The sequence below is a fragment of the Serratia sp. NGAS9 genome (assembly GCF_009905295.1).
GTDB lineage: Bacteria > Pseudomonadota > Gammaproteobacteria > Enterobacterales > Enterobacteriaceae > Serratia > Serratia bockelmannii.
The window spans coordinates 3,470,744-3,490,125 of record NZ_CP047605.1; the positions used below are offsets into that span (position 1 = coordinate 3,470,744).

Here is a 19,382-nt window from a genome sequence, read left to right on the forward strand (position 1 = left end):
TTAGGCGGCGTCTTCGCTCGCTTGCGGCACCGGCAGACGGAAGCTGCGGGTGACGAAGGCCAGGTAGATCAGGCCGATGGCCGCCCAAACCAGGCCCAGCGTCATCGAGCTGGCTTCCAGGTTGATCCACAGCGCGCCGACGGTCAGTGCGCCCATCACCGGCAGGATCAGGTAGTTAAACGTGTCCTTCACGGTGCGGTTCATCTTGTCGCGAATATAGAACTGCGAGATCACCGACAGGTTAACGAAGGTGAAGGCCACCAGCGCACCGAAGTTGATCAGCGCGGTCGCGGTCACCAGGTCAAACGACACCGCGGACAGCGCGATGGCGCCTACCAGCAGCACGTTCAGCGCCGGGGTACGCCACTTCGGATGCACATAGCCGAAGAAGCGAGTCGGGAACACGCCGTCGCGGCCCATCACGTACATCAGACGCGAAACGCCCGCGTGCGCCGCCATGCCCGACGCCAATACCGTCACGCAGGAGAACACCAGGATCACCGACTGGAAGAACTTGCCCGCCACGTACAGCATGATTTCAGGCTGTGAGGCGTCCGGATCCTTGAAGCGCGAGATGTCCGGGAAGTACAGCTGCACGAAGTAAGACACCACGATAAAGATGATGCCGCCGATCAGCGCCGTCAGGAAGATGGCTTTCGGGATCACTTTTTCCGCGTCTTTTGTCTCTTCGGACAGCGAGCTGATGCCGTCGAAGCCCAGGAACGAGAAGCACAGGATGGTCGCGCCGGTAATCATCGGCACCACGTGGGCGTTATCGGACCAGAACGGGCGGCTGCTGACCAGCGTACCGGCGCCTTCGCCGTGGTAAATACCGTTGATCACCAGGCCGAGGAACACGATCATGATCGCCACCTGCACCACCACGATGATGGAGTTCAGGTTAGCCACCAGCTTGATGCCGCGCAGGTTGAAAATCGTCATCAAGCCGACCAGCACCGCCACGAAGATCCAGGACGGTACGCCCGGGAAGATCGCTTCCAGGTAAATCTTGGCCAGCAAAATGTTGATCATCGGCATGAACAGGTAGTCCAGCAGCGATGACCAGCCCACCATAAAGCCGACGTGCGGGCTGATGGCTTTCTGGGCGTAGGTGTAGGCGGAACCGGCGGAAGGGAATTTCTTCACCAGCTTGCCGTAGCTCAGGGCGGTAAACAGGATCGCCAGCAGAGCGAAGGCGTACGCGGTCGCGACGTGACCATCGGTCAAGCCGGATACGATGCCGAAGGTATCGAAAATGGTCATTGGCTGCAGGTAAGCCAAGCCCATCATCACTACCGGAACTAATGTCAGGGTTTTACGCAGCTGAGTGCGCTGAGCCGGAGCGGCGTTGATGGTGTTATCGGACATTGTTCAGCCCCCCCTTACCTTGAGCCTTGCGGATGGCGGACACGCCAAGACTTAAGGTTGCGGGGAAACTTCGCAACGAGCGACTTAATTCTAAAAGAAGGGGGTTGTAAGCTGGATAACGGGTCGAGGAAACCTCGGCTGCTCCATAGTCGCTGCGGCCACAGCGGAAACCGGCGGGCACCGGCGCTAAAGTGAAAAATTGCCCCATCTTTCTAATCCTCATGAGTCACGACCATAAAGTTTTGTTTGATCGTGCACGAAACTATTTATCTATCCGGATCGGTGTCCGGCCTCGCTTGGTGTATGAAACGCTACGTTGGTAAAACATAATGCAAAAAAAATAACCGACGCTTTCAAAACGTCGGCTATCTGCATTTGAGATATTTTGCACCAGAATGCCTCCGAATGACAAGATCCGGAAACCCTCAAATACAAATTCTTTTTGTCGATCGCACGGAAAACCAGCCCGGCAGGCGAATTAATCCGCTGCCGGCAGGCCAGTCACCCGCACATACCTCTTACTTTATACGCCCATTCAGGCATTTTTCAACATCCAGTCGATCTCGGTTTCCGTCACCCGCCGTTCAAACTGCAGCAGTTCGTCGGTCTTGCAGGCGTGATACACCTGGGTGAAACGCTCGCCCAGATAGTGCGTCAGCGCGTGCTGATGTTCAAACTCGTACAGCGCGTCGCTCTGGCGGATCGGCAGCGGCAGCCCTTCCTGCTCCAGCCCGTTGCCGGTCACCGGCTCAGGCAACGGCAGTAGGTTGTCCAGCCCGTACAGCATGCCGGCCAGGATCGCCGCCATCACCAGATAAGGATTGGCATCGGCGCCGGCCACGCGGTACTCCACCCGGTGGTTCTCCGGTTCGCCGCAGGGAATGCGCAGCGCCACGGTGCGGTTGTTGTGGCCCCAGGCGGCCTGGATCGGCACATACATCCCCGGCTGGAAGCGCCGGTAGGCGTTGACGTTCGGCGCCAGCAGCGCCATCGACGCCGGCATCAGGGTGATCATCCCGGCCAATGCCTGTTTCAAGAGCGGCGAATCCTCGCCTTCGGCGTCGGCAAACAGGTTGTTGCCCGCACTATCCTGCATGCTGACATGCACGTGCATGCCGCTGCCGGCGTAATCCTCATAGGGTTTGGCCATAAAGGTGGCGTGCATGTCGTGGTTCTCGGCGACCAGCCGCACCAGCCGCTTCAGCGCCAGCGCGTGGTCGCAGGCCAGCAGGATGTCGTCGGTATGACGCAGGTTGACCTCGAACTGCCCCGGCGACGCCTCCGCCACCGCGCCGTCCGCCGGCAGCCCCTGCAGCTTCGCCAGCGCGTCGATATCGTTCAGCACCTCGGCGAAATGGTTCAGGTTATCGACGGAATACACCTGGCTTTGGGTGTTGCGTTCCTGAGTGCCGGGCGCACACGGCGGCTGCAGATCGCCTTCCGCGTCGCGCAGCCTATCGATGAGATAAAACTCCAGCTCTACCGCTGCCACCGGAAACAAACCGCGCTGGCGCAGCGCCTGCCACACGCGGTTCAGCACATTGCGGGGTTCAACGTCAAAGGGAGTGCCATCTTCATCCAGCATGGTGAGCAGCACCTGGCCGATGTGCTCCGGATCGGCGGCTGACGGCGTCAGCGAACCGGGCACCGGCAGGCAAATGCGGTCCGGTTCGCCGAGCTCCTGCCCAAGGCCGGTCTCCTCCACCACGTTGCCAAGGATGTCCATGGCGAACACCGACGCGGGGAAGTAGCTGCCTTTTTCCAGTTTTTTTAACCCAGAGACGGGTATGCGTTTGCCGCGGAAGGAACCATTAAGATCGGTGAGAAGGATATCGACATACTGCGTGGCGGGATGGCGTTCCAAATAATGAGCAACCTCATTTTGGAACGCGCTACTTCGCCTCTCTTCATGATGCTGTGCAAAATGTTCAACTGCTGCGCTATTGGTTTGCATACGTCACCCGCCATTATGCTCTGAAGGCGCGTTGGCGCCCGTCCACCGTTCGATTCAACACATGATTGGATTTCTCGTCAGGCCGCGCCGCTGCCGGGCGCTCAAAATAACATCCACAATATGAAACATAGTATTAACAGAATGGGTTTGCAAATGTTACAATCCTGTTTGATTATTCGCCAGCGGCTGCTAAATTGATAAAATATTGACCGAAAAGGCCTTACTGCCATTTTCACGTCAACTATTTTGTCCAACGCACCAAGAGTGAACATGGGCAATATATTTTCCAAACCCACCCTAACTACCGATATCATGCAGTATCGTTATCGACCAGACAGGCACCCGATAGCGATCTTCATTTCTGCCTGTCGCCCTTACCAGAAGGAAGTACCGCTATGAGCGAAGTCAGCTTGGCACCGGGCAAACGCCTGTCGCAGATCCGTCAGCAATTGGGTTTGTCACAGCGCCGGGTCGCCGAACTGTCCGGGTTAACCCACAGTGCGATCAGCACCATCGAACAGGACAAGGTCAGCCCGGCCATCAGCACGCTGCAAAAGCTGCTGAAGGTGTATGGCCTGTCGCTGTCTGAATTCTTTGCCGAACCGGAAGCCGCCGACGAACCGCGCGTGGTGATCGACGCCGAAGATCTGATTGAGATCGGCAGCCAGGGGGTGTCGATGAAGCTGGTGCACAACGGCAGCCCGACGCGCAACCTGGCGATGATGCTGGAAACCTACCAGCCCGGCACCACCACCGGTGAAAAGATCAAGCACCAGGGCGAAGAGATAGGCACCCTGCTGGAGGGCGAGATTGTGCTAACCATCAACGGCCAGAGCTATTGCCTGACCGCCGGTCAGAGTTACGCCATCAACACCGGCATTCCGCACAGCTTCAGCAATACCTCGGCGCGCATTTGCCGCATCGTCAGCGCACACACCCCCACCACCTTCTGACCGCTTCTCGCACCGGCGCAGCCTGACGCGGGTTGCGCCCCTGCCTCTCCACGTTTTTCATCGCCGTTATGCCATTTTGTTGGTTGCCAACGGCGCAATCTGTGTTACAACAGAGCAAAACAGCCATCTAAACATCTAAACGGCCTTACTACCCTATGTCAACCGCAACGCCTTCACGCCTCGAGATGCGCAATATCTCGATCGCCTTCGCCGGCTTCAACGCGCTGCAGGACGTGGACTTCACGCTGCAGGGCGGTTCAATCCATGCGCTGGTCGGCGCCAACGGCGCGGGCAAGTCGACGCTGATGGCGATCCTCTCCGGCGCCCACGATCACTACCGCGGCGAGATCCTGATCGACGGCCGGGCAGTGGAAATTCATTCCCCGCTGCAGGCGCGCCGCCACGGCATCCACGTGGTACAGCAAGAGGTCGACGTCGCGCTGATCCCCACGCTGTCGGTGGCGGAGAACATCATGCTGGACTGGCTGAACGAGCCGGGCCACTGGCTGAACTGGGCGGAGCTGCACCGCCGCGCCGCGCAGCTGCTGCAGCAATGGGCGCTGCCGCTCAACCCGCGCAGACGCCTGGCGGACTGCTCGCTGGCGGAAAAACAGCAGGTGCTGCTGGCGCGCGCGCTGTCGCACCGCTGCCGTTTTTTGGTGCTCGATGAACCGACCGCGCCGCTCGATCGCGCCGAGAGCGAGCGCCTGTTCAACGTGGTGCGCCGCCTGCAATCCGAAGGCATCGGCATCGTGTTCATTTCTCACCGCATCCACGAACTGAGCGACATTTGCGATCGGCTGACGGTGCTGCGCGACGGGCGGCGCGTCAGCGAAGACGCCATGCGCGGGCTGAGCGGCGAACAGATCGTCGAGAAAATGCTCGGCCATCGGCTGGACGACATTTTCCCGCCGCCGCGCCCGCCGCACGCTGGGCGTAAGCTGCTGCAGGTGGAGGGCTTGCGCGATCGCCATAAGCTGCGCGACGTTTCGCTGCGGCTGCATGAAGGAGAGATCCTCGGCATCGCCGGGCTGGCCGGAGCGGGCAAAACCGAACTGTGCAAGGCATTGTTCGGCGCCAGCACCGTGCAGCTCGAGCGCGGCGAACTGCGCGGGCAGCCCTGGGCGCCACGCGCGCCGCACCTGTCGGTCGAACAAGGATTGGCGCTGGTGCCGGAAGAGCGCCGCAAAGAGGGCATTTTCATCGATGAGGCGATCCCGATGAACCTGAGCGTCAGCGCCGACGACAGCTTCTCGCGCTGGAGCCTGTTCAGCCGGCGGCAAGAGCTGCGCTGGGCGAGCGAGATCATGCAGCTTCTGAACATTCGCGCCTCCGGCCCGCAACAGCGGCTGGCGCGCCTGTCCGGCGGCAATCAGCAAAAAGTGGCGATCGGCAAGTGGCTGCGCGGCAACGCCGAGGTGCTGATCTTCGATGAGCCGACCAAGGGCGTGGACATCAAGGCCAAGCAGGAGCTGTTCAGCCTGATCGACGGCCTGGCCCGCGCCGGTAGAGGCGTGATTTACGCCTCCGGCGAGTTCGCCGAGCTGATTGGCCTGTGCGATCGCATCTGCGTGCTGTGGGACGGCCGCATCGTGGCGGAGTTGAACGCCGCCGACATCGACGAAGAAACCTTATTGCTCTATTCCACCGGAGGAACCCCTGCGTGAGTAAAGAATTTGCCTTGCGGCCTGCGCTGCCCTGGCGCCAACAGCTGTTTGATTTCCTCTACAAGTGGGGCATGCTGCTGACCGTCGCGGCGCTGATCGCCCTGTTTGGCCTGGCGTCGGACAACTTTCTCGATGCCAATAACATCATCAATATCCTGCGTTCGATCGCCATCGTGACGGTGATCGCCATCGGCGTCTCTATCTCGCTGTCGGTCGGCGGTTTCGATCTGTCGGTCGGCTCGACCGCCTCGCTGGCCAACGCGCTGGTGATTTCACTGTTCGTCTGGCACGGGTTCGGCACCACCGGCGCCATCGTGGTGACGCTGCTGCTGTGCACGCTGGTCGGCCTGTTCAACGCCCTGCTGATCGTGGTGCTCAAAATCCCCGACATGCTGGCGACGCTGGCCAGCCTGTTCGTGATCCAGGGCGTGGCGATGACCTACAGCTACGGCGGCTCCATCACCCAAAACATGGTGCTGCCGAATGGCGACATGGCGGAAGGCCTGATCCCAGAGGTGTTTTCCGCCCTCGGCCAGGTGCCAGTGATCGTGCTGATCATGTTGGCGGTCACCGTGGCGGTACAGCTGTTCCTCTCGTTGACCAAGCACGGCCGCCGGATGTACGCCATCGGCGGCAACCCCGAGGCTGCGCGTCTGTCGGGTATCCGCACCGTACGTTACAGGGTTGCCGCTTACGTCATTTCTTCCTGGCTGGCGGCGCTTGGCGGCATCTTGCTGGCGTCACGTATCGGTTCTTCGCAGGTCAATGCCGGCGGCGGCTATCTGATGGACGCGGTGGCGGCGGCCTATATCGGTTTCTCGCTGGCGGGCTCCGGCAAACCCAATGCGCTCGGCACCCTGATCGGCGCAGTGATCCTCGGCGTGCTGCAAAACGGCCTGGTGATGCTGTCGGTGCCCTACTACGCCATGGATATTATCAAAGGCCTGGTGCTGGCGCTGGCGCTGGCCATCACCTACATCCAGAAACGCTGATCCTCCCCGGCGCACGCCCGCTGCGCCGCTTTTCCCTTTAATTCATCCGGTTACCCTTTCCCGTCAGTAGAACAAGCATACAAATGATATGAATTATCATTAGCGTTTACATTCAGTAAAAAATCCTTACAATACCCTCACGCAACGCTGATGAAGCGAAGTATTTCTCAGCGAACGATGAATAATTTCATTAGAAATTCAATTGGTTAATTACTTTCACTTCAATCCAGGAAAGGTTCACCTCATGGAAACGCCACGTTACAGCAAGCTCGCCGCTCTGGTGATTGCCTCACTCAGCGCCACCGCCGCACTGGCCGCGCCGCAGGACGACACCCAGGACACCATGGTCGTCACCGCCTCCGGCTTCCAGCAAAAAATTCAGGACTCCGCCGCGTCCATCTCGGTGATCCCGCGTCAGCAGATCGAAGACAAGGCCTATCGCGACGTGACCGACGCGCTGAAAGACGTGCCTGGCGTGGTGGTCACCGGCGGCGCCAGCAGCAGCGACATCAGCATCCGCGGCATGTCCTCCAAGTACACGCTGATCCTGGTGGACGGCAAGCGCGTTGACACCCGCGGAACCCGTCCGAACAGCGACAACGCCGGCATCGAACAGGGCTGGCTGCCGCCGATGGAAGCCATCGAGCGCATCGAAGTGGTGCGCGGCCCGATGTCTTCGCTGTACGGTTCCGACGCCATGGGCGGCGTGATCAACGTCATCACCCGCAAGACTTCCCGCACCGAGTGGAAAGGCTCGCTGCACGGCGACGCCACCCTTCAGGAAAACCGCGATTCCGGCGATCTGTTCCAGACCAACGCCTACGCCTCCGGCCCGCTGATTGAAGGCCTGCTCGGCGTGCGGGTCAACGGCCTGCTGTCGCGCCGCGCCGAAGATAAAATCACCAACGGTTATAACGAACAGCGCATGCGCAGCGGCGCCGCGGTGTTCACCCTGACGCCGGACGAGAAGAACGAATTCGACTTCGAAATCGGCCGCTCGCTGCAGGATCGTAACAGCACGCCTGGCAAATCGGTGGTGGCGGAGCGCTGCAGCAAAGGCAAGTGCAAACCTACCTCTCGCAGCGAAGATCTCTACACCCGCACCAACTACTCGCTGACCCACAACGGTTATTACGACTTCGGTAACTCAACCAGCTACGTTCAGCGGGAAGAGACCAACAACCCGGGACGTAAGATGAAGATGTACAACACCATCTTCAACACCCAGAACCAGTTCGAGCTGGGTTCCCACATGCTGAACCTCGGCGGCCAATACCGCTATGAGAAACTGGGCGACAGCGGCAACCAGCTGAGCTCGGCGAAAGACGTCAACCAGCTGACGCGCTGGAGCTGGGCGCTGTTCGCCGAAGACGAATGGGCGCTGACCAACGACTTCAGCCTGACCAGCGGCATCCGTATGGACCGCGATCAGAACTTCGGCAGCCACTGGTCGCCGCGCATGTACGGCGTCTGGCACCTGACCGAGCAGTGGACGATGAAAGGCGGCGTCTCCGCCGGCTACCGTTCGCCGGATCTGCGCCAATCCTCCGCCAGCTGGGGCCAGGTCACCGGTGGCGGCGTGCGTAACGGCATCATCGTCGGCAACCCGGATCTGCAGCCGGAGAAGAGCCTGAGCGAAGAGATCGGCCTGATGTGGGATAGCCTGAAAGGCGTCAACGCCGGCGTGACCGTCTTCAACACCGATTTCAAGAACAAGATCACCGAAGTCCGCCGCTGCGAAGACACGCCGGACTGCAAGATCGGCAACGAGGTCTATGACTTTATCAGCGATCGCGTCAACGTCGACAAAGCCAATATGCGCGGCGTAGAGGCCACCTTCGGCTGGCAGATCAACAAAGACTGGAAGTGGAACACCAACTACACCTACACCGCTTCCGAGCAGAAGAGCGGTGAGTTCCAGGGCAAGGCGCTCAACCAGATGCCGAAGCATATGCTGAATACCGTGCTGGACTGGCAGGCCACGCAGGACCTCAGCCTGTGGTCGCGCGTTAACTTCCGCAGCCGTACCTCAGACTACCTGAGCCGCACGTCGATGGAGACCAGCACGCCGTCCTACACCTTCGTCGATGCAGGCCTGAGCTATCAGGCGGCGAAAAACCTGCAGTTGACCGGCGGGGTTTACAACATCCTCGACAAAACCGTGGATTACGATCACTACCGCACCACGCTGGACGGCCGCCGTTACACCGTCGGCATGACCTACAACTTCTGATGCCCCTGGGCGCGCGCTGCGCGCCCTTTTCATTCCATCACCGTGAGGAAGCTCCATGAGATTACGCCGCTCCCCCCTGATGATCGCCCTGCTGGCCGCAATGGCGCTGGCGGGTTGCCACAGCAAAACCGATACTCCGATAGCCGCTACTCCGGCCACCGTCAACGTCCAGCACCTGAACGGCAGCACCGAGGTGAAGAAGCACCCGCAGCGCATCGTGGTGCTGGATTACGCGTCTCTGGAAACGCTGCAGCTGCTGGGCGTCGAACCGCTGGCGCTGCCCGGCAACCGCAAGAACTTGCCGGATAGCCTGAAGCGCTATCAGGATGACAAATACCTCAATGCCGGCACCCTGTTCGAACCGGATATGGCCGTGCTGCGCGCCGCCAAGCCGGACCTGATCCTGATCGCCGGCCGGGCGTCCAAAGCTTATGACGAGCTGAACGCGCTGGCGCCGACGCTGAACATGTCCGTCGATCAGCAGGATCAGTTGGGCAGCCTGAAACAGCGCACCCTGCAGCTGGGCGAGCTGTTCGATAAGCAGCAACAGGCGCAGGCGGCGATCGATAAGCTGGATGCGCAGATCGCCGCAGTCAAACCACAGGCCACCCAGGCCGGGCGTGGGCTGGTGGTGCTGTTCTCCGGCGGCAAGATCAGCGCTTACGCGCCCAAGAGCCGTTTCAGCTTCGTCTATGACGCCCTCGGCTTCTCGTCCGCGCTGCAGTCCGACGAAAAAGACGTGCGCGGCAACAAGCTGACGCCTGAGCAGGTCGCCAAACTGAATCCGGACTGGCTGTTCGTCATCGACAGAGACGCCGCGACCGGGCGGCCGAACGCGGTGGCACCGCAGAAAATCCTCACCGGCACCGCGCTGAAGAAAACCACGGCGGTGAAAAAAGGCCAGGTGGTCTACCTGCCGGCAGCCGAGGTGTATCTGTCCGGCGGCATCGTCACCGCCCAGCACGTCGTCGAACGCGTGAGCGAGGCCCTGAACCACGCTGCGCGATAAAGAAAGCCCGGCGATGCCGGGCTTTTTCTTGGATTAAATCGTCGGCTGGTTCACCAGACCGTCTATCAGCACCTGCGGCGTGCCCTGCGAACAACGCTCGATGCGCCCGCGCACGCCGTAGACCCGCGCCAGGCTCTGCGGCGTAATCACCTGATCCGGCGCGCCATCGGCGATCAGATCGCCATCCTGCAGCATCAGCACGTGGTCGCCGTGACGCAGCGCGATGTTGATGTCATGCACCACCACCACCGTCACGATATTGCGCTTGCGGGTTTCGCGGCGCACCAAATCCATCACGTGGAACTGGTAGTTGAGATCGAGCGCGCTCAGCGGCTCATCCAGCAGCAGCAGAGACGGCTGACGGATCAGCGACTGCGCCAATCCCACCAGCTGTTTCTGGCCGCCGGACAGCTGATCGAGATAGCTCAGCGCCAGGTGGGCGATGCCCAGCTGTTCCAGCAAAGCCATCACCTCCGCTTCGCTGCCGGCGTTGCTGCGGCCGCCCGAGGCGCGCTGCGCCACGATGATCGACTCCAGCACGTGCAGATGCACCCCGGCGGGCAGCGACTGCGGCAGGTACACCACTTTCTCCGCCCGACGGGCGAACGGCATCTGCATCAGATCGCCGTCGTCCAGCCACAGCTTGCCCTGCGCCGGGTTCAGCCCGGCCAGCGAGCGCAGCAGCGTCGATTTGCCGCTGCCATTCGGCCCCAGCAGCACGGTGATTTGCCCGCGCGGCAGCATCGGCACCGAGAGATTGTCGATCACCTGGCGTTTCGGGTAACCCGCCGAGAAGTTTTCTATCCGTAAACCCTGGCTCATACGTTCCCCCGGTGGCGCAGAATAATGCTCAGGAAGAACGGCACCCCGACCAGCGACGTCACGATGCCCACCGGAATGATCACGCCGGGCACCAGGTTTTTCGACGCCACCGAGGCCATTGACAGCACCAGCGCGCCAATCAGCGCACTGGCCGGCAGGTAGAAACGGTGATCTTCGCCGAAGATCATGCGGGCGATGTGCGGCGCCACCAGGCCAATAAAGCCGATCGGCCCGACGAACGCCACCGCCAGCGCCGAGAGCATGCTAATGCGCAGCAACGTGGTCAGCCGCAGGCGGCGCACGTCAATGCCGAAGCTCACCGCCCGGTCTTCACCCAGACGCAGCGCGGTCAGTTTCCACGAGCTCATCATCGACAGCGGCAGCAGCACGGCGAACACCCCGAACAGAATGCCCAGCTTGTCCCACGAGGCGCGCGCCAGGCTGCCCATGGTCCAGAACACCAGCCCCTGCAGCGTGTCCTCGCTGGCGATGAACTGCATCATCGAGACCAGCGCGTTGAAGGTAAACACCAGCGCGATGCCAAACAGCACCACGCCGGAGGTGGCGACCCGCGTCCAGCGCGTAATGCCGTCGAGCATCAGCGCGGCGAACAGCGCGAAGATAAAGGCGTTGGCGGAGATGAACCACTGATCGGGAATACCCGGAATGCCGATGCCAAGCACGATCGCCAGCGCGGCGCCAAAGGCCGCGGCGGAAGACACCCCGAGGGTAAAGGGGCTGGCCAGCGGGTTATTCAGGATGGTCTGCATCTCCGCCCCGGCCAGGCCGAGCGCAAAGCCCACCACCACCGCCATCAGCGCGTAAGGCAATCGGATGTCCCAGACGATCACCCGCGTGCCGGCATCGGCCGCGGCGGGGTCAAGCAGCGTGTGCCATAAAGACGACAGCGACAGGCCGGACGGCCCCATGGTGAAATCCAGCAGCAGCGAGCCCAGGATCGCCAGTGCCAACACGCCCATCATCATCAGGCGATGGCGAAGAATATGCTGATAACGCCCCATCACGCCGGCGTTGGGTTGCCCCTTGGCGTCAGTCATGGGATCGGTGGATACGCTCATTCGTTAAGATACCTGTTACAACCATCATGACAGCGGCGCGAAGGCGTCCGCCGTGAACCGGAAAGTGTGCGGCAGCAGCCTGCGCGCAGCCGTCCACAATAAAGCAAACGATAATACTTATCAATCATATCAATCGGTGAAAACAGCGTTATCGAAATGTAACAATTTGTTTTTACACGCCATTTTTCAAACCACCACGCTTACCCCCGCCAGCGGCCAGTAGGTTCATTATTCTGAAAGTGATCCCTGATCCGACCAGACTCTGACAAATAACGGCAAAACCACATAGAATCCAAAGCCACAGCACCGCGCGTGCAAAAAACCTTCAGGCCGCCGCAAGAGCGGCCTTATTGACGAGGCTGTAATGAGAAGTCCATCTCCGGCGACAACGCCCAAACGCCCGGCGCTGCTGAACTGGCTGTTATACAGCCCGCTGCAGGCCGATGACGAGCCGTTTCAACGCCAGCTGCGTCTCACGCTGACGCCCTCTCCTCTCACTCCCTGGCTGAATGCCGCAGGGCCGGTCGCGCTGTTGGTGGGGTACGCCTGGCTGAACCGACCGCTGGTCGGTATCGGCCTGCTGCTGCTGTTGCTGCTGTTGACCGCCGGGCGAGCCTGGCTGGCGCGCCGGCGTCAACCCGCCTGGCCGGACGCCATGCTGGTGACGGTGTTGCTGTGGACGCTGCTGGTCGGCGCCAGCGCCGCGCTGGCGATGCTGTCGGGCCGCTTCGTTTTAATACTTTTCGCCGGCCTCACCATCACCGCTCTGGCCTGCTGGCTGATGCAGCGCCACGCCGCCGCGCCACGCTTCGCGCTGCTTGAGGTGATCGCGCTGACGCTGCCTTACCTGCTGGCGGCACCGCTGTCGCGCGTGCAAAATCTGTTTGTCCTGGCGGACCTCGCGCCGCTGTGGCTGGTGCTGGCCCATGGCATGATCGCACGCTACCACCGCCAACTGGTGCAGCACGTCACGCTGGCCTGGGAGAAGCAGCAGGCGTCGCACCGCGATCGCCTGACCGGCTTCCTCAACCGCGCGGGCGGCGAGGTGGTGATGCGTAGCATCTGCCGCCCCGCAGCGGCACAGACGATCTCCCACCTGTTCATTCTTGAGTTCGGTCCGCTGGCGGCGCTCTACCAAAGCCACGGCGTCCAGATCGGCGACGACGTACTGCGCACCGTCGGCGAGCGTCTCAAGACGCTGATCCGCCCGAGCGACTACGTCTGCCGCTATACCGGCGGCCTGTTTTTGATTCTGGTGCACGATCTGCCCTACGGCGCGGAAAGCGAATTCCTGGCGCGCATCGTGCCGCCGCTGGAGGCACCTTACGATTTTGGCGCGTTCGGCGAGGTGAACATGCAACTCAACGCTGGCATTGTGGCGCTGACGCAGCATTATGCGACGGTGGAAGATTTGATGAGTTCGGCGCAGCAGGCGCTGGCGGAAGCCAAAGGCGGGAAAAAGTAAAGCCAAACGCGGCGGGAACCCCCGCCGCGTATCACTCACCGAAAATTACTTCACGTCCATCTTCGGGAATTCCATTTCGCTGTACTTCACGACACGGGTGCCTTGCGACAGCTTGTAACCGAACCAGATCAGCAGGAACAGCGGAATGCCGATGTAGGTCGCGGTCACGCCGTACCAGTCGATCTTATCTTGCAGGAAGGCCTGGTAGTTCTGCCCCAGGGTAATGATCAGGCACAGCACGAAGGCGAAGATCGGCCCCAGTGGGAAGAACCCGGAACGGTACGGCAAATCGTTCAGATCGCGCCCCTGCAGCATGTAACCGCGACGGAAACGGTAGTGGCTGATGGCGATGCCCAACCAGGCGATGAAACCGGTCATGCCCGAGGTATTGAGCAGCCACAGGTAAACCGACTGGTTGCCGAACATTGACGTCAGGAAGCACAGGCCAGCCACCACGCAGGTCGCATACAGCGCGTTACGCGGCACGCCGCCTTTCGACAGCTTGGCGAAAATGCGCGGCGCCTTGCCTTCCGATGCCAGGGTGTACAGCATACGGGTCGATGCGTACATGCCCGAGTTACCGGCCGACAGCACCGCCGTCAGGATCACCGCGTTCATCACCGCCGCCGCCGACAACAGGCCGGCATGCTGGAACACCAGGGTGAACGGGCTGACGCTGATGTCTTTCACGTCGTTGCGCAGCAGGCTCGGATCGGTGTACGGAATGATCAGGCTGATGATCAGAATGGCGAAGATATAGAACAGCAGGATACGCCAGAACACCTGACGCACTGCGCGTGGGATGTTTTTACCCGGATTCTCCGATTCGCCGGCCGCGATACCGATGAGCTCGGTGCCCTGGAACGAGAAGCCGACGATCATGGCCACGCCGATCATCGCCGAGAACCCGCCGGCAAACGGCGCGTCTCCTACCGTCCAGTTCTGCCAGCCAGCATGCTCGCCGCCCTTCAGAATGCCGACGATCATCAGCACACCGACAGCGATGAAGATAATCACCGTGCTGACCTTGATTAACGCGAACCAGTATTCCGCCTCGCCGAACCCTTTCACCGAAATGTAGTTCAGCAGGAACATCAGACCGAGGAACAAGGCGCTCCAGATCCAACCTGGGGTGTCCGGGAACCAGTAGTTCATTACCAACTGCGAGGCCACCAGGTCAACGGCGATGGTCACCGCCCAGTTGTACCAGTAGTTCCAGCCCAGCGCGAAGCCGAAGCCTTCTTCCACGTATTTGGCGCCGTAAGTGGAGAATGAACCTGAGACCGGCATAAAGGCCGCCAGTTCGCCCAGGCTGGTCATCAGGAAGTACACCATCAAACCGATCAGAGCGTAAGACAGCAGCGCCCCGCCGGGGCCTGCCTGAGAAACCGTGGCCCCCGAGGCCACAAACAGGCCGGTGCCGATGGAGCCGCCGATGGCGATCATGGTCAAATGCCGGGCTTTCAGCTCGCGGCGCAATCCGGGTGCTTGCTGCCCCGATGTTTTTATATCCTGCTGAGCCATTCGTACCCTATCTGCTCTTTGAAAAAATGAGGGCGGATTGTAACAAATACCCGCCGGTGAACTAGCAACATTGCACTGATATAAGATAGCTTCATAATTCAGAGGCAATTATTAGCCGCGGCCCTTATGGCCTTACTTACTCTCATTAATGTGAGCGCGCGCAGGTTTTTATGCTTTCTTCGGCCTGCGCAGCAGCAGAGGACGTGACGCGCTGTCGATTACAGCGCGCAATAGCTGAGAAAACGCTGCAAGGCGTTGGAAATGTGCTTTTGCCGATGGCGGATCAGGTACAGGGTGCGCCGCAGCGGCGGCAGCGGCACCGGCAGTTCTACCAGTGCGCCGCTGGCCAGCTGTTCTGCCACCACGCGCCGCGACAGGCAGCTGATGCCGATACCGTGCCGCACCGCGTGCTTGATCGCCTCCGAGTTGCCGAGTTCCATCACCAGCTGGAAGTGCGGCAGGTGCGCCAACAGCAGATGATCCAGCACCTCGCGGGTGCCCGAACCACGCTCGCGCAGGATCCAAGGCGCATTGGCCAGCGCCTCCAGCGTCGGCGGTTGGTGGGTCAAGGGATTGTCCGGCGCGGCAAACACCACCAGCTCGTCCTCCAGCCACGGCTGCGTCACCAGCTCCGGCATATGGCAAGGCCCTTCGATCAGCCCCAAATCGACGCGAAAATCCGCCACCGCTACGATCACGTCCTGGCTGTTGCCAACGTTCAGCTCCAGCGGCGTGGCCGGAAAATCCCGACGGTAACGGGCGATCATCTCCGGCAGCATGTAGTTGCCGATGGTGCTGCTGGCGGCGATGCGCAGCGCCCCGCCGTCATGGCGGAACAGCTGCTCTATCTCCCCCGCCTGTTCCAACAGCGCCAGCGCCTTGGGATACAGCAACCGGCCGTGCTCGTTGATCACCAGCCGTTTGCCGACGCGATCGAACAGCTGCACGCCCAGCTGCCCCTCCAGATCCGCCAGCGCCGCGCTGACCGCCGACTGCGACAGCGCCAGCACCACCGAGGCCTGAGTGGTCGAACCGCTTTTCAGCACTTCGGTGAAAACTTCCAGTTGACGCAACGTGATATGCATAGCCGTCCCGGTATTGAAAGAAGGTTCTGCCAGAGAACCCAACATGGTGATGTGGGCAGCCCGGCCAGGCTACCCTGTTTGCGGCCAGATCGGCGCGCTATTTGCCTAACGCGACCAGCTGCGCCGCCGCGGCCAGCACCGGCTCGCGCGGCGTGCCGGCTTCGTCCCGCAGTATCAATTGCAGCATCGCCACCAGGTGATCGCGGTCGATCGCCTTGTTTTCTTCAATCAACCGCCGCACCGCGCGCCCCACTTCCTGATCTACCTGCTCTCTGCGTTGATCGTCGGTATCCATCGCCTGCTCCTGTTAGTTGGAAAGTTGACGGCGGCTCGCCGCTCCTCCACACCCTAGCCGCAATGCGGCGTTATGCCAATGCCTGATCCCATACCACTTATTCAGATAGGTTATAAATATATAATCAATTTCTCTTTTATTCAGCCCAAACGTACTCTTAGCAGCAAGAAACAGACTGAAGGACTGACTTTTATGGCGACTGATACCACTCACACCTATCCCGAGCGACGCTTTCCGCTGTTTGGCCAGCCACGGCTAGTGCCGGGGCTGGCGCTGACCGGCGCGCTCACCGCGTTGGCCGTCTGGGCCGGCGATATTCCCTGGGTGGCGGAGCTGGGGCTGGGGGCGCTGACGCTGGCGATCCTGCTCGGCATTCTGGTGGGCAACACGCTGTACCCCCACTGGCAAACCGTTTGTCACAGCGGCGTACAGCTGGCCAAACAGCGGCTGCTGCGTCTGGGGATTATCCTTTACGGCTTCCGGCTGACCTTTCAGCAGATCGCCGACGTCGGCGCCAGCGGCATCATCATCGACGCACTGACCCTGATCACCACTTTCCTGCTGGCCTGCTGGCTCGGCAAGAAAGTGTTCGGCATCGACAGCCAGACCGCGATACTGATCGGCGCCGGCAGCAGCATTTGCGGCGCGGCGGCGGTGATGGCCACCGAGCCGGTGCTCAAGGCCGATTCCAGCAAAGTGGCGGTAGCGGTCTCGACCGTGGTGGTATTCGGCACCCTGGCTATTTTCGTTTACCCCTGGCTGTATCAGTTGAATGAACACTTCCAGTGGCTGCCGTTCAGCCAGGAAACCTTCGGCATTTACGCCGGCTCCACCATCCACGAAGTGGCTCAGGTGGTCGCCGCCGGACACGCCATCGGGCCGGACGCCGAAAATGCGGCGGTGATCGCCAAGATGATCCGCGTGATGATGCTGGCGCCGTTCCTGCTGCTGCTGTCGGGCTACATCAGCCGCGGCAGCGCAGGCAAGGCGGAAAAATCCGCCATCACCATTCCGTGGTTCGCCGTGCTGTTTATCGCCGTCGCCGGGCTGAACTCCTTCAACCTGCTGCCGGCCACGCTGGTGCGCCATCTGATCACCGCCGACACCTGGATGCTGGCGATGGCGATGGCGGCGCTGGGGTTGACCACCCACATCAGCGCCGTTCGCCAGGCCGGGATGAAACCGATTCTGCTGGCGACGCTGCTGTTCGTCTGGCTGCTGGTCGGCGGCGGCGCGATAAACCAACTGGTGCAACACCTGCTGTAATCCCCCTCGGCGGCCCGCTTCGGCGGGCCGCCGCTTTTCGCCATTCAATCCGCCTGCCATCAATGCCATAATGTCACCGATAACACAGGAGAATGAAGATGAAGTTTGTCGGTGCACATGTCAGCGCGTCAGGCGGCGTGGATCAGGCGGTTATCCGCGCGCACGAATTGGAGGCGACCGCGTTCGCCCTGTTCACCAAAAATCAGCGTCAATGGAAGGCCGCACCGCTGGCCGCCGACGTGATCGATAAGTTCAAGAGCGCGTGCGCCCAGTACGGCTTCGGGCCGGGGCAGATCCTGCCGCACGACAGCTACCTGATCAACCTGGGCCACCCGGTAGCCGAGGCGTTGGAAAAATCGCGCGAGGCGTTTATCGACGAGCTGCAGCGCTGCGAACAGCTGGGGCTGACGCTGCTGAACTTCCATCCCGGCAGCCACCTGCTGCAAATCGATGAAGACAAGTGCCTGGCGCGCATCGCCGAATCGATCAACATCGCGCTGGATAAAACCGCCGGCGTGACGGCCGTGATCGAAAACACCGCCGGCCAGGGCAGCAACCTGGGCTTCAAATTCGAACACCTGGCGGCGATCATCGACGGCGTGGAAGATAAGAGCCGCGTCGGCGTTTGCATCGACACCTGCCACGCCTTCGCCGCCGGGTACGATCTGCGTACCGAAGAAGACTGCGAGCACACCTTCAAGCAGTTGGGCGACATCGTCGGCTTCAACTACCTGCGCGGCATGCACCTGAACGACGCCAAGAGCGAGTTCAACAGCCGCGTCGACCGCCACCACAGCCTGGGGGAAGGCAACATCGGCAAAACGGTGTTCAGCTACATCATGCGCGATCCGCGCTTCGACAATATTCCGCTGATTCTGGAAACGGTAAACCCGGACATCTGGGCGGAAGAAATCGCCTGGCTGAAGGCGCAGCAGTAACCCTCCCTTGGCCGCTCGCCTATGCGCGAGCGGTTTCCCCCACCGTGTGCTCCGCCGCCAGCATGGCGCCGAACTGGCGCAGCGTCTCTGCCTCCAGGCCAGCCGCCCTGAACACTGCGGTGGTAAAGCTGACCGGCGCCGATCCCGGTGCCGTAATGACACAGTCATCCACAACGGCGACGGCGCTCGCAACGTAATGGCGCTGCCCGCTGTAGCCCTCAACGTTGCGCGTCAAGAACTCGGCAGCGTTGGAGGTATGCGCCCTGCCGTTCAACAGACCGGCGCGCGCCAACGCCAACGTTCCGCCGCAAATGCCCGCCAGGGTTGCGCCGCGTTGAAACTGCTCGTTGAGCAACGCGCGGATATCCGGTGCCCGTTCGGTTTCCCACAGGGTGCCGCCGACCACCACCAGCACCTCGGGGCGCCAATCCGCCAGTTCGGCCACGCTTTTTTCAACCTCGACCGTCAGCCCGCCCTGTGAGCGAAGCGTTCCGGCCTGCGGCGCAAAAAACGCCACCTCCAGCCCATAAAACGGGCCGCCAACGCCGGCAATCAGCGCGTATTCCCAATCGGCGAAACCGGGTGTGAGTACGATCGCCACTTTTTTAGCCACGGATGAATCTCCTTGAGTCATTGCTTGTTCGCAGGAACAAAGTCGCGCTATCAGCTTAGAAAGCGTTGTGGTTTCTGACCAGGGGTAAATCGTGCTAACTACCTAAGGCACAAACAAAA

Annotated in this window: 16 protein-coding genes; 8 read left to right on the forward strand and 8 right to left on the reverse strand. The window is 61.0% G+C overall.

Annotated features, from left to right (window positions below):
• The gene (locus GUC32_RS16545; protein WP_025303526.1) at positions 1 to 1,368 is read right to left on the reverse strand and encodes an APC family permease; all 1,368 of its coding nucleotides are present in this window, start codon (positions 1,366 to 1,368) and stop codon (positions 1 to 3) included.
• Positions 1,369 to 1,903: 535 nt separating this feature from the next.
• A complete protein-coding gene (locus GUC32_RS16550) occupies positions 1,904 to 3,322 on the reverse strand; it encodes a glutamine synthetase family protein (protein WP_025303527.1) in 1,419 nt (472 codons plus the stop codon).
• A gap of 395 nt (positions 3,323 to 3,717) precedes the next feature.
• Between GUC32_RS16550 and puuR the strand changes: the two genes are divergently transcribed.
• From puuR to GUC32_RS16575, 5 genes are all read left to right on the forward strand, one after another.
• Positions 3,718 to 4,275 (forward strand): HTH-type transcriptional regulator PuuR, encoded by a 558-nt coding sequence (puuR, locus tag GUC32_RS16555; RefSeq protein ID WP_025303528.1) that lies wholly within the window; start codon positions 3,718 to 3,720, stop codon positions 4,273 to 4,275.
• Between the two features lie 155 nt (positions 4,276 to 4,430).
• Positions 4,431 to 5,942, forward strand: a complete 1,512-nt coding sequence (locus GUC32_RS16560) for a sugar ABC transporter ATP-binding protein (protein ID WP_369435337.1) — start codon at positions 4,431 to 4,433, stop codon at positions 5,940 to 5,942.
• Positions 5,939 to 6,934, forward strand: coding sequence for an ABC transporter permease (locus tag GUC32_RS16565; protein ID WP_099817478.1), 996 nt, complete (start codon positions 5,939 to 5,941; stop codon positions 6,932 to 6,934). Before GUC32_RS16560 ends, GUC32_RS16565 begins: the two co-directional genes overlap by 4 nt.
• 244 nt (positions 6,935 to 7,178) lie before the next feature.
• A complete protein-coding gene (locus tag GUC32_RS16570; protein WP_369435338.1) occupies positions 7,179 to 9,167 on the forward strand; it encodes a ligand-gated channel protein in 1,989 nt (662 codons plus the stop codon).
• Between the two features lie 55 nt (positions 9,168 to 9,222).
• A complete protein-coding gene (locus tag GUC32_RS16575; RefSeq protein ID WP_049205275.1) occupies positions 9,223 to 10,176 on the forward strand; it encodes a siderophore ABC transporter substrate-binding protein in 954 nt (317 codons plus the stop codon).
• Positions 10,177 to 10,209: 33 nt separating this feature from the next.
• On the opposite strand, the gene GUC32_RS16580 is transcribed toward GUC32_RS16575, so the two are convergent.
• Positions 10,210 to 10,998, reverse strand: a complete 789-nt coding sequence (locus GUC32_RS16580; protein WP_004935663.1) for an ABC transporter ATP-binding protein — start codon at positions 10,996 to 10,998, stop codon at positions 10,210 to 10,212.
• On the reverse strand, positions 10,995 to 12,077 hold the full coding sequence (locus tag GUC32_RS16585) for an iron ABC transporter permease (protein ID WP_025303533.1): 1,083 nt from the start codon (positions 12,075 to 12,077) through the stop codon (positions 10,995 to 10,997). The genes GUC32_RS16580 and GUC32_RS16585 overlap by 4 nt, the downstream gene beginning before the upstream one ends.
• Before the next feature lie 364 nt (positions 12,078 to 12,441).
• On the opposite strand from GUC32_RS16585, the gene GUC32_RS16590 reads away from it, so the two are divergent.
• On the forward strand, positions 12,442 to 13,542 hold the full coding sequence (locus tag GUC32_RS16590; protein WP_049294860.1) for a GGDEF domain-containing protein: 1,101 nt from the start codon (positions 12,442 to 12,444) through the stop codon (positions 13,540 to 13,542).
• A gap of 45 nt (positions 13,543 to 13,587) precedes the next feature.
• Here the strand turns inward: GUC32_RS16590 and GUC32_RS16595 are convergent, their stop codons facing one another.
• From GUC32_RS16595 to GUC32_RS16605, 3 genes are all read right to left on the reverse strand, one after another.
• Positions 13,588 to 15,066 (reverse strand): amino acid permease, encoded by a 1,479-nt coding sequence (locus GUC32_RS16595; RefSeq protein WP_025303535.1) that lies wholly within the window; start codon positions 15,064 to 15,066, stop codon positions 13,588 to 13,590.
• A gap of 218 nt (positions 15,067 to 15,284) precedes the next feature.
• Positions 15,285 to 16,151 carry a DNA-binding transcriptional regulator YeiE gene (gene yieE / locus GUC32_RS16600; RefSeq protein WP_025303536.1) on the reverse strand — a complete coding sequence of 289 codons (867 nt, stop codon included), beginning with the start codon at positions 16,149 to 16,151 and terminating at the stop codon, positions 15,285 to 15,287.
• 97 nt (positions 16,152 to 16,248) lie between these two features.
• On the reverse strand, positions 16,249 to 16,446 hold the full coding sequence (locus tag GUC32_RS16605; RefSeq protein ID WP_043136401.1) for a hypothetical protein: 198 nt from the start codon (positions 16,444 to 16,446) through the stop codon (positions 16,249 to 16,251).
• Between the two features lie 192 nt (positions 16,447 to 16,638).
• Between GUC32_RS16605 and GUC32_RS16610 the strand changes: the two genes are divergently transcribed.
• Positions 16,639 to 17,712, forward strand: a complete 1,074-nt coding sequence (locus GUC32_RS16610) for a YeiH family putative sulfate export transporter (protein WP_369435339.1) — start codon at positions 16,639 to 16,641, stop codon at positions 17,710 to 17,712.
• Between the two features lie 98 nt (positions 17,713 to 17,810).
• Positions 17,811 to 18,650 (forward strand): deoxyribonuclease IV, encoded by an 840-nt coding sequence (gene nfo / locus GUC32_RS16615; protein WP_049205268.1) that lies wholly within the window; start codon positions 17,811 to 17,813, stop codon positions 18,648 to 18,650.
• 19 nt (positions 18,651 to 18,669) lie between these two features.
• Here nfo and GUC32_RS16620 read toward each other — a convergent pair whose 3' ends face one another.
• A complete protein-coding gene (locus GUC32_RS16620; protein WP_213928349.1) occupies positions 18,670 to 19,263 on the reverse strand; it encodes a DJ-1/PfpI family protein in 594 nt (197 codons plus the stop codon).
• Between the last annotated feature and the right edge of the window lie 119 nt (positions 19,264 to 19,382).

Excerpts from the sequence above, each read along its gene's own strand:
- GUC32_RS16570 (WP_369435338.1), top strand. The coding sequence starts at position 7,179 with ATGGAAACGCCACGTTACAGCAAGCTCGCCGCTCTGGTGATTGCCTCA.
- GUC32_RS16545 (WP_025303526.1), bottom strand. The coding sequence starts at position 1,368 with ATGTCCGATAACACCATCAACGCCGCTCCGGCTCAGCGCACTCAGCTG.
- nfo (WP_049205268.1), top strand. The coding sequence starts at position 17,811 with ATGAAGTTTGTCGGTGCACATGTCAGCGCGTCAGGCGGCGTGGATCAG.
- GUC32_RS16575 (WP_049205275.1), top strand. The coding sequence starts at position 9,223 with ATGAGATTACGCCGCTCCCCCCTGATGATCGCCCTGCTGGCCGCAATG.
- GUC32_RS16550 (WP_025303527.1), bottom strand. The coding sequence starts at position 3,322 with ATGCAAACCAATAGCGCAGCAGTTGAACATTTTGCACAGCATCATGAA.
- GUC32_RS16605 (WP_043136401.1), bottom strand. The coding sequence starts at position 16,446 with ATGGATACCGACGATCAACGCAGAGAGCAGGTAGATCAGGAAGTGGGG.
- GUC32_RS16590 (WP_049294860.1), top strand. The coding sequence starts at position 12,442 with ATGAGAAGTCCATCTCCGGCGACAACGCCCAAACGCCCGGCGCTGCTG.
- GUC32_RS16560 (WP_369435337.1), top strand. The coding sequence starts at position 4,431 with ATGTCAACCGCAACGCCTTCACGCCTCGAGATGCGCAATATCTCGATC.
- yieE (WP_025303536.1), bottom strand. The coding sequence starts at position 16,151 with ATGCATATCACGTTGCGTCAACTGGAAGTTTTCACCGAAGTGCTGAAA.
- GUC32_RS16610 (WP_369435339.1), top strand. The coding sequence starts at position 16,639 with ATGGCGACTGATACCACTCACACCTATCCCGAGCGACGCTTTCCGCTG.
- puuR (WP_025303528.1), top strand. The coding sequence starts at position 3,718 with ATGAGCGAAGTCAGCTTGGCACCGGGCAAACGCCTGTCGCAGATCCGT.
- GUC32_RS16585 (WP_025303533.1), bottom strand. The coding sequence starts at position 12,077 with ATGAGCGTATCCACCGATCCCATGACTGACGCCAAGGGGCAACCCAAC.
- GUC32_RS16580 (WP_004935663.1), bottom strand. The coding sequence starts at position 10,998 with ATGAGCCAGGGTTTACGGATAGAAAACTTCTCGGCGGGTTACCCGAAA.
- GUC32_RS16595 (WP_025303535.1), bottom strand. The coding sequence starts at position 15,066 with ATGGCTCAGCAGGATATAAAAACATCGGGGCAGCAAGCACCCGGATTG.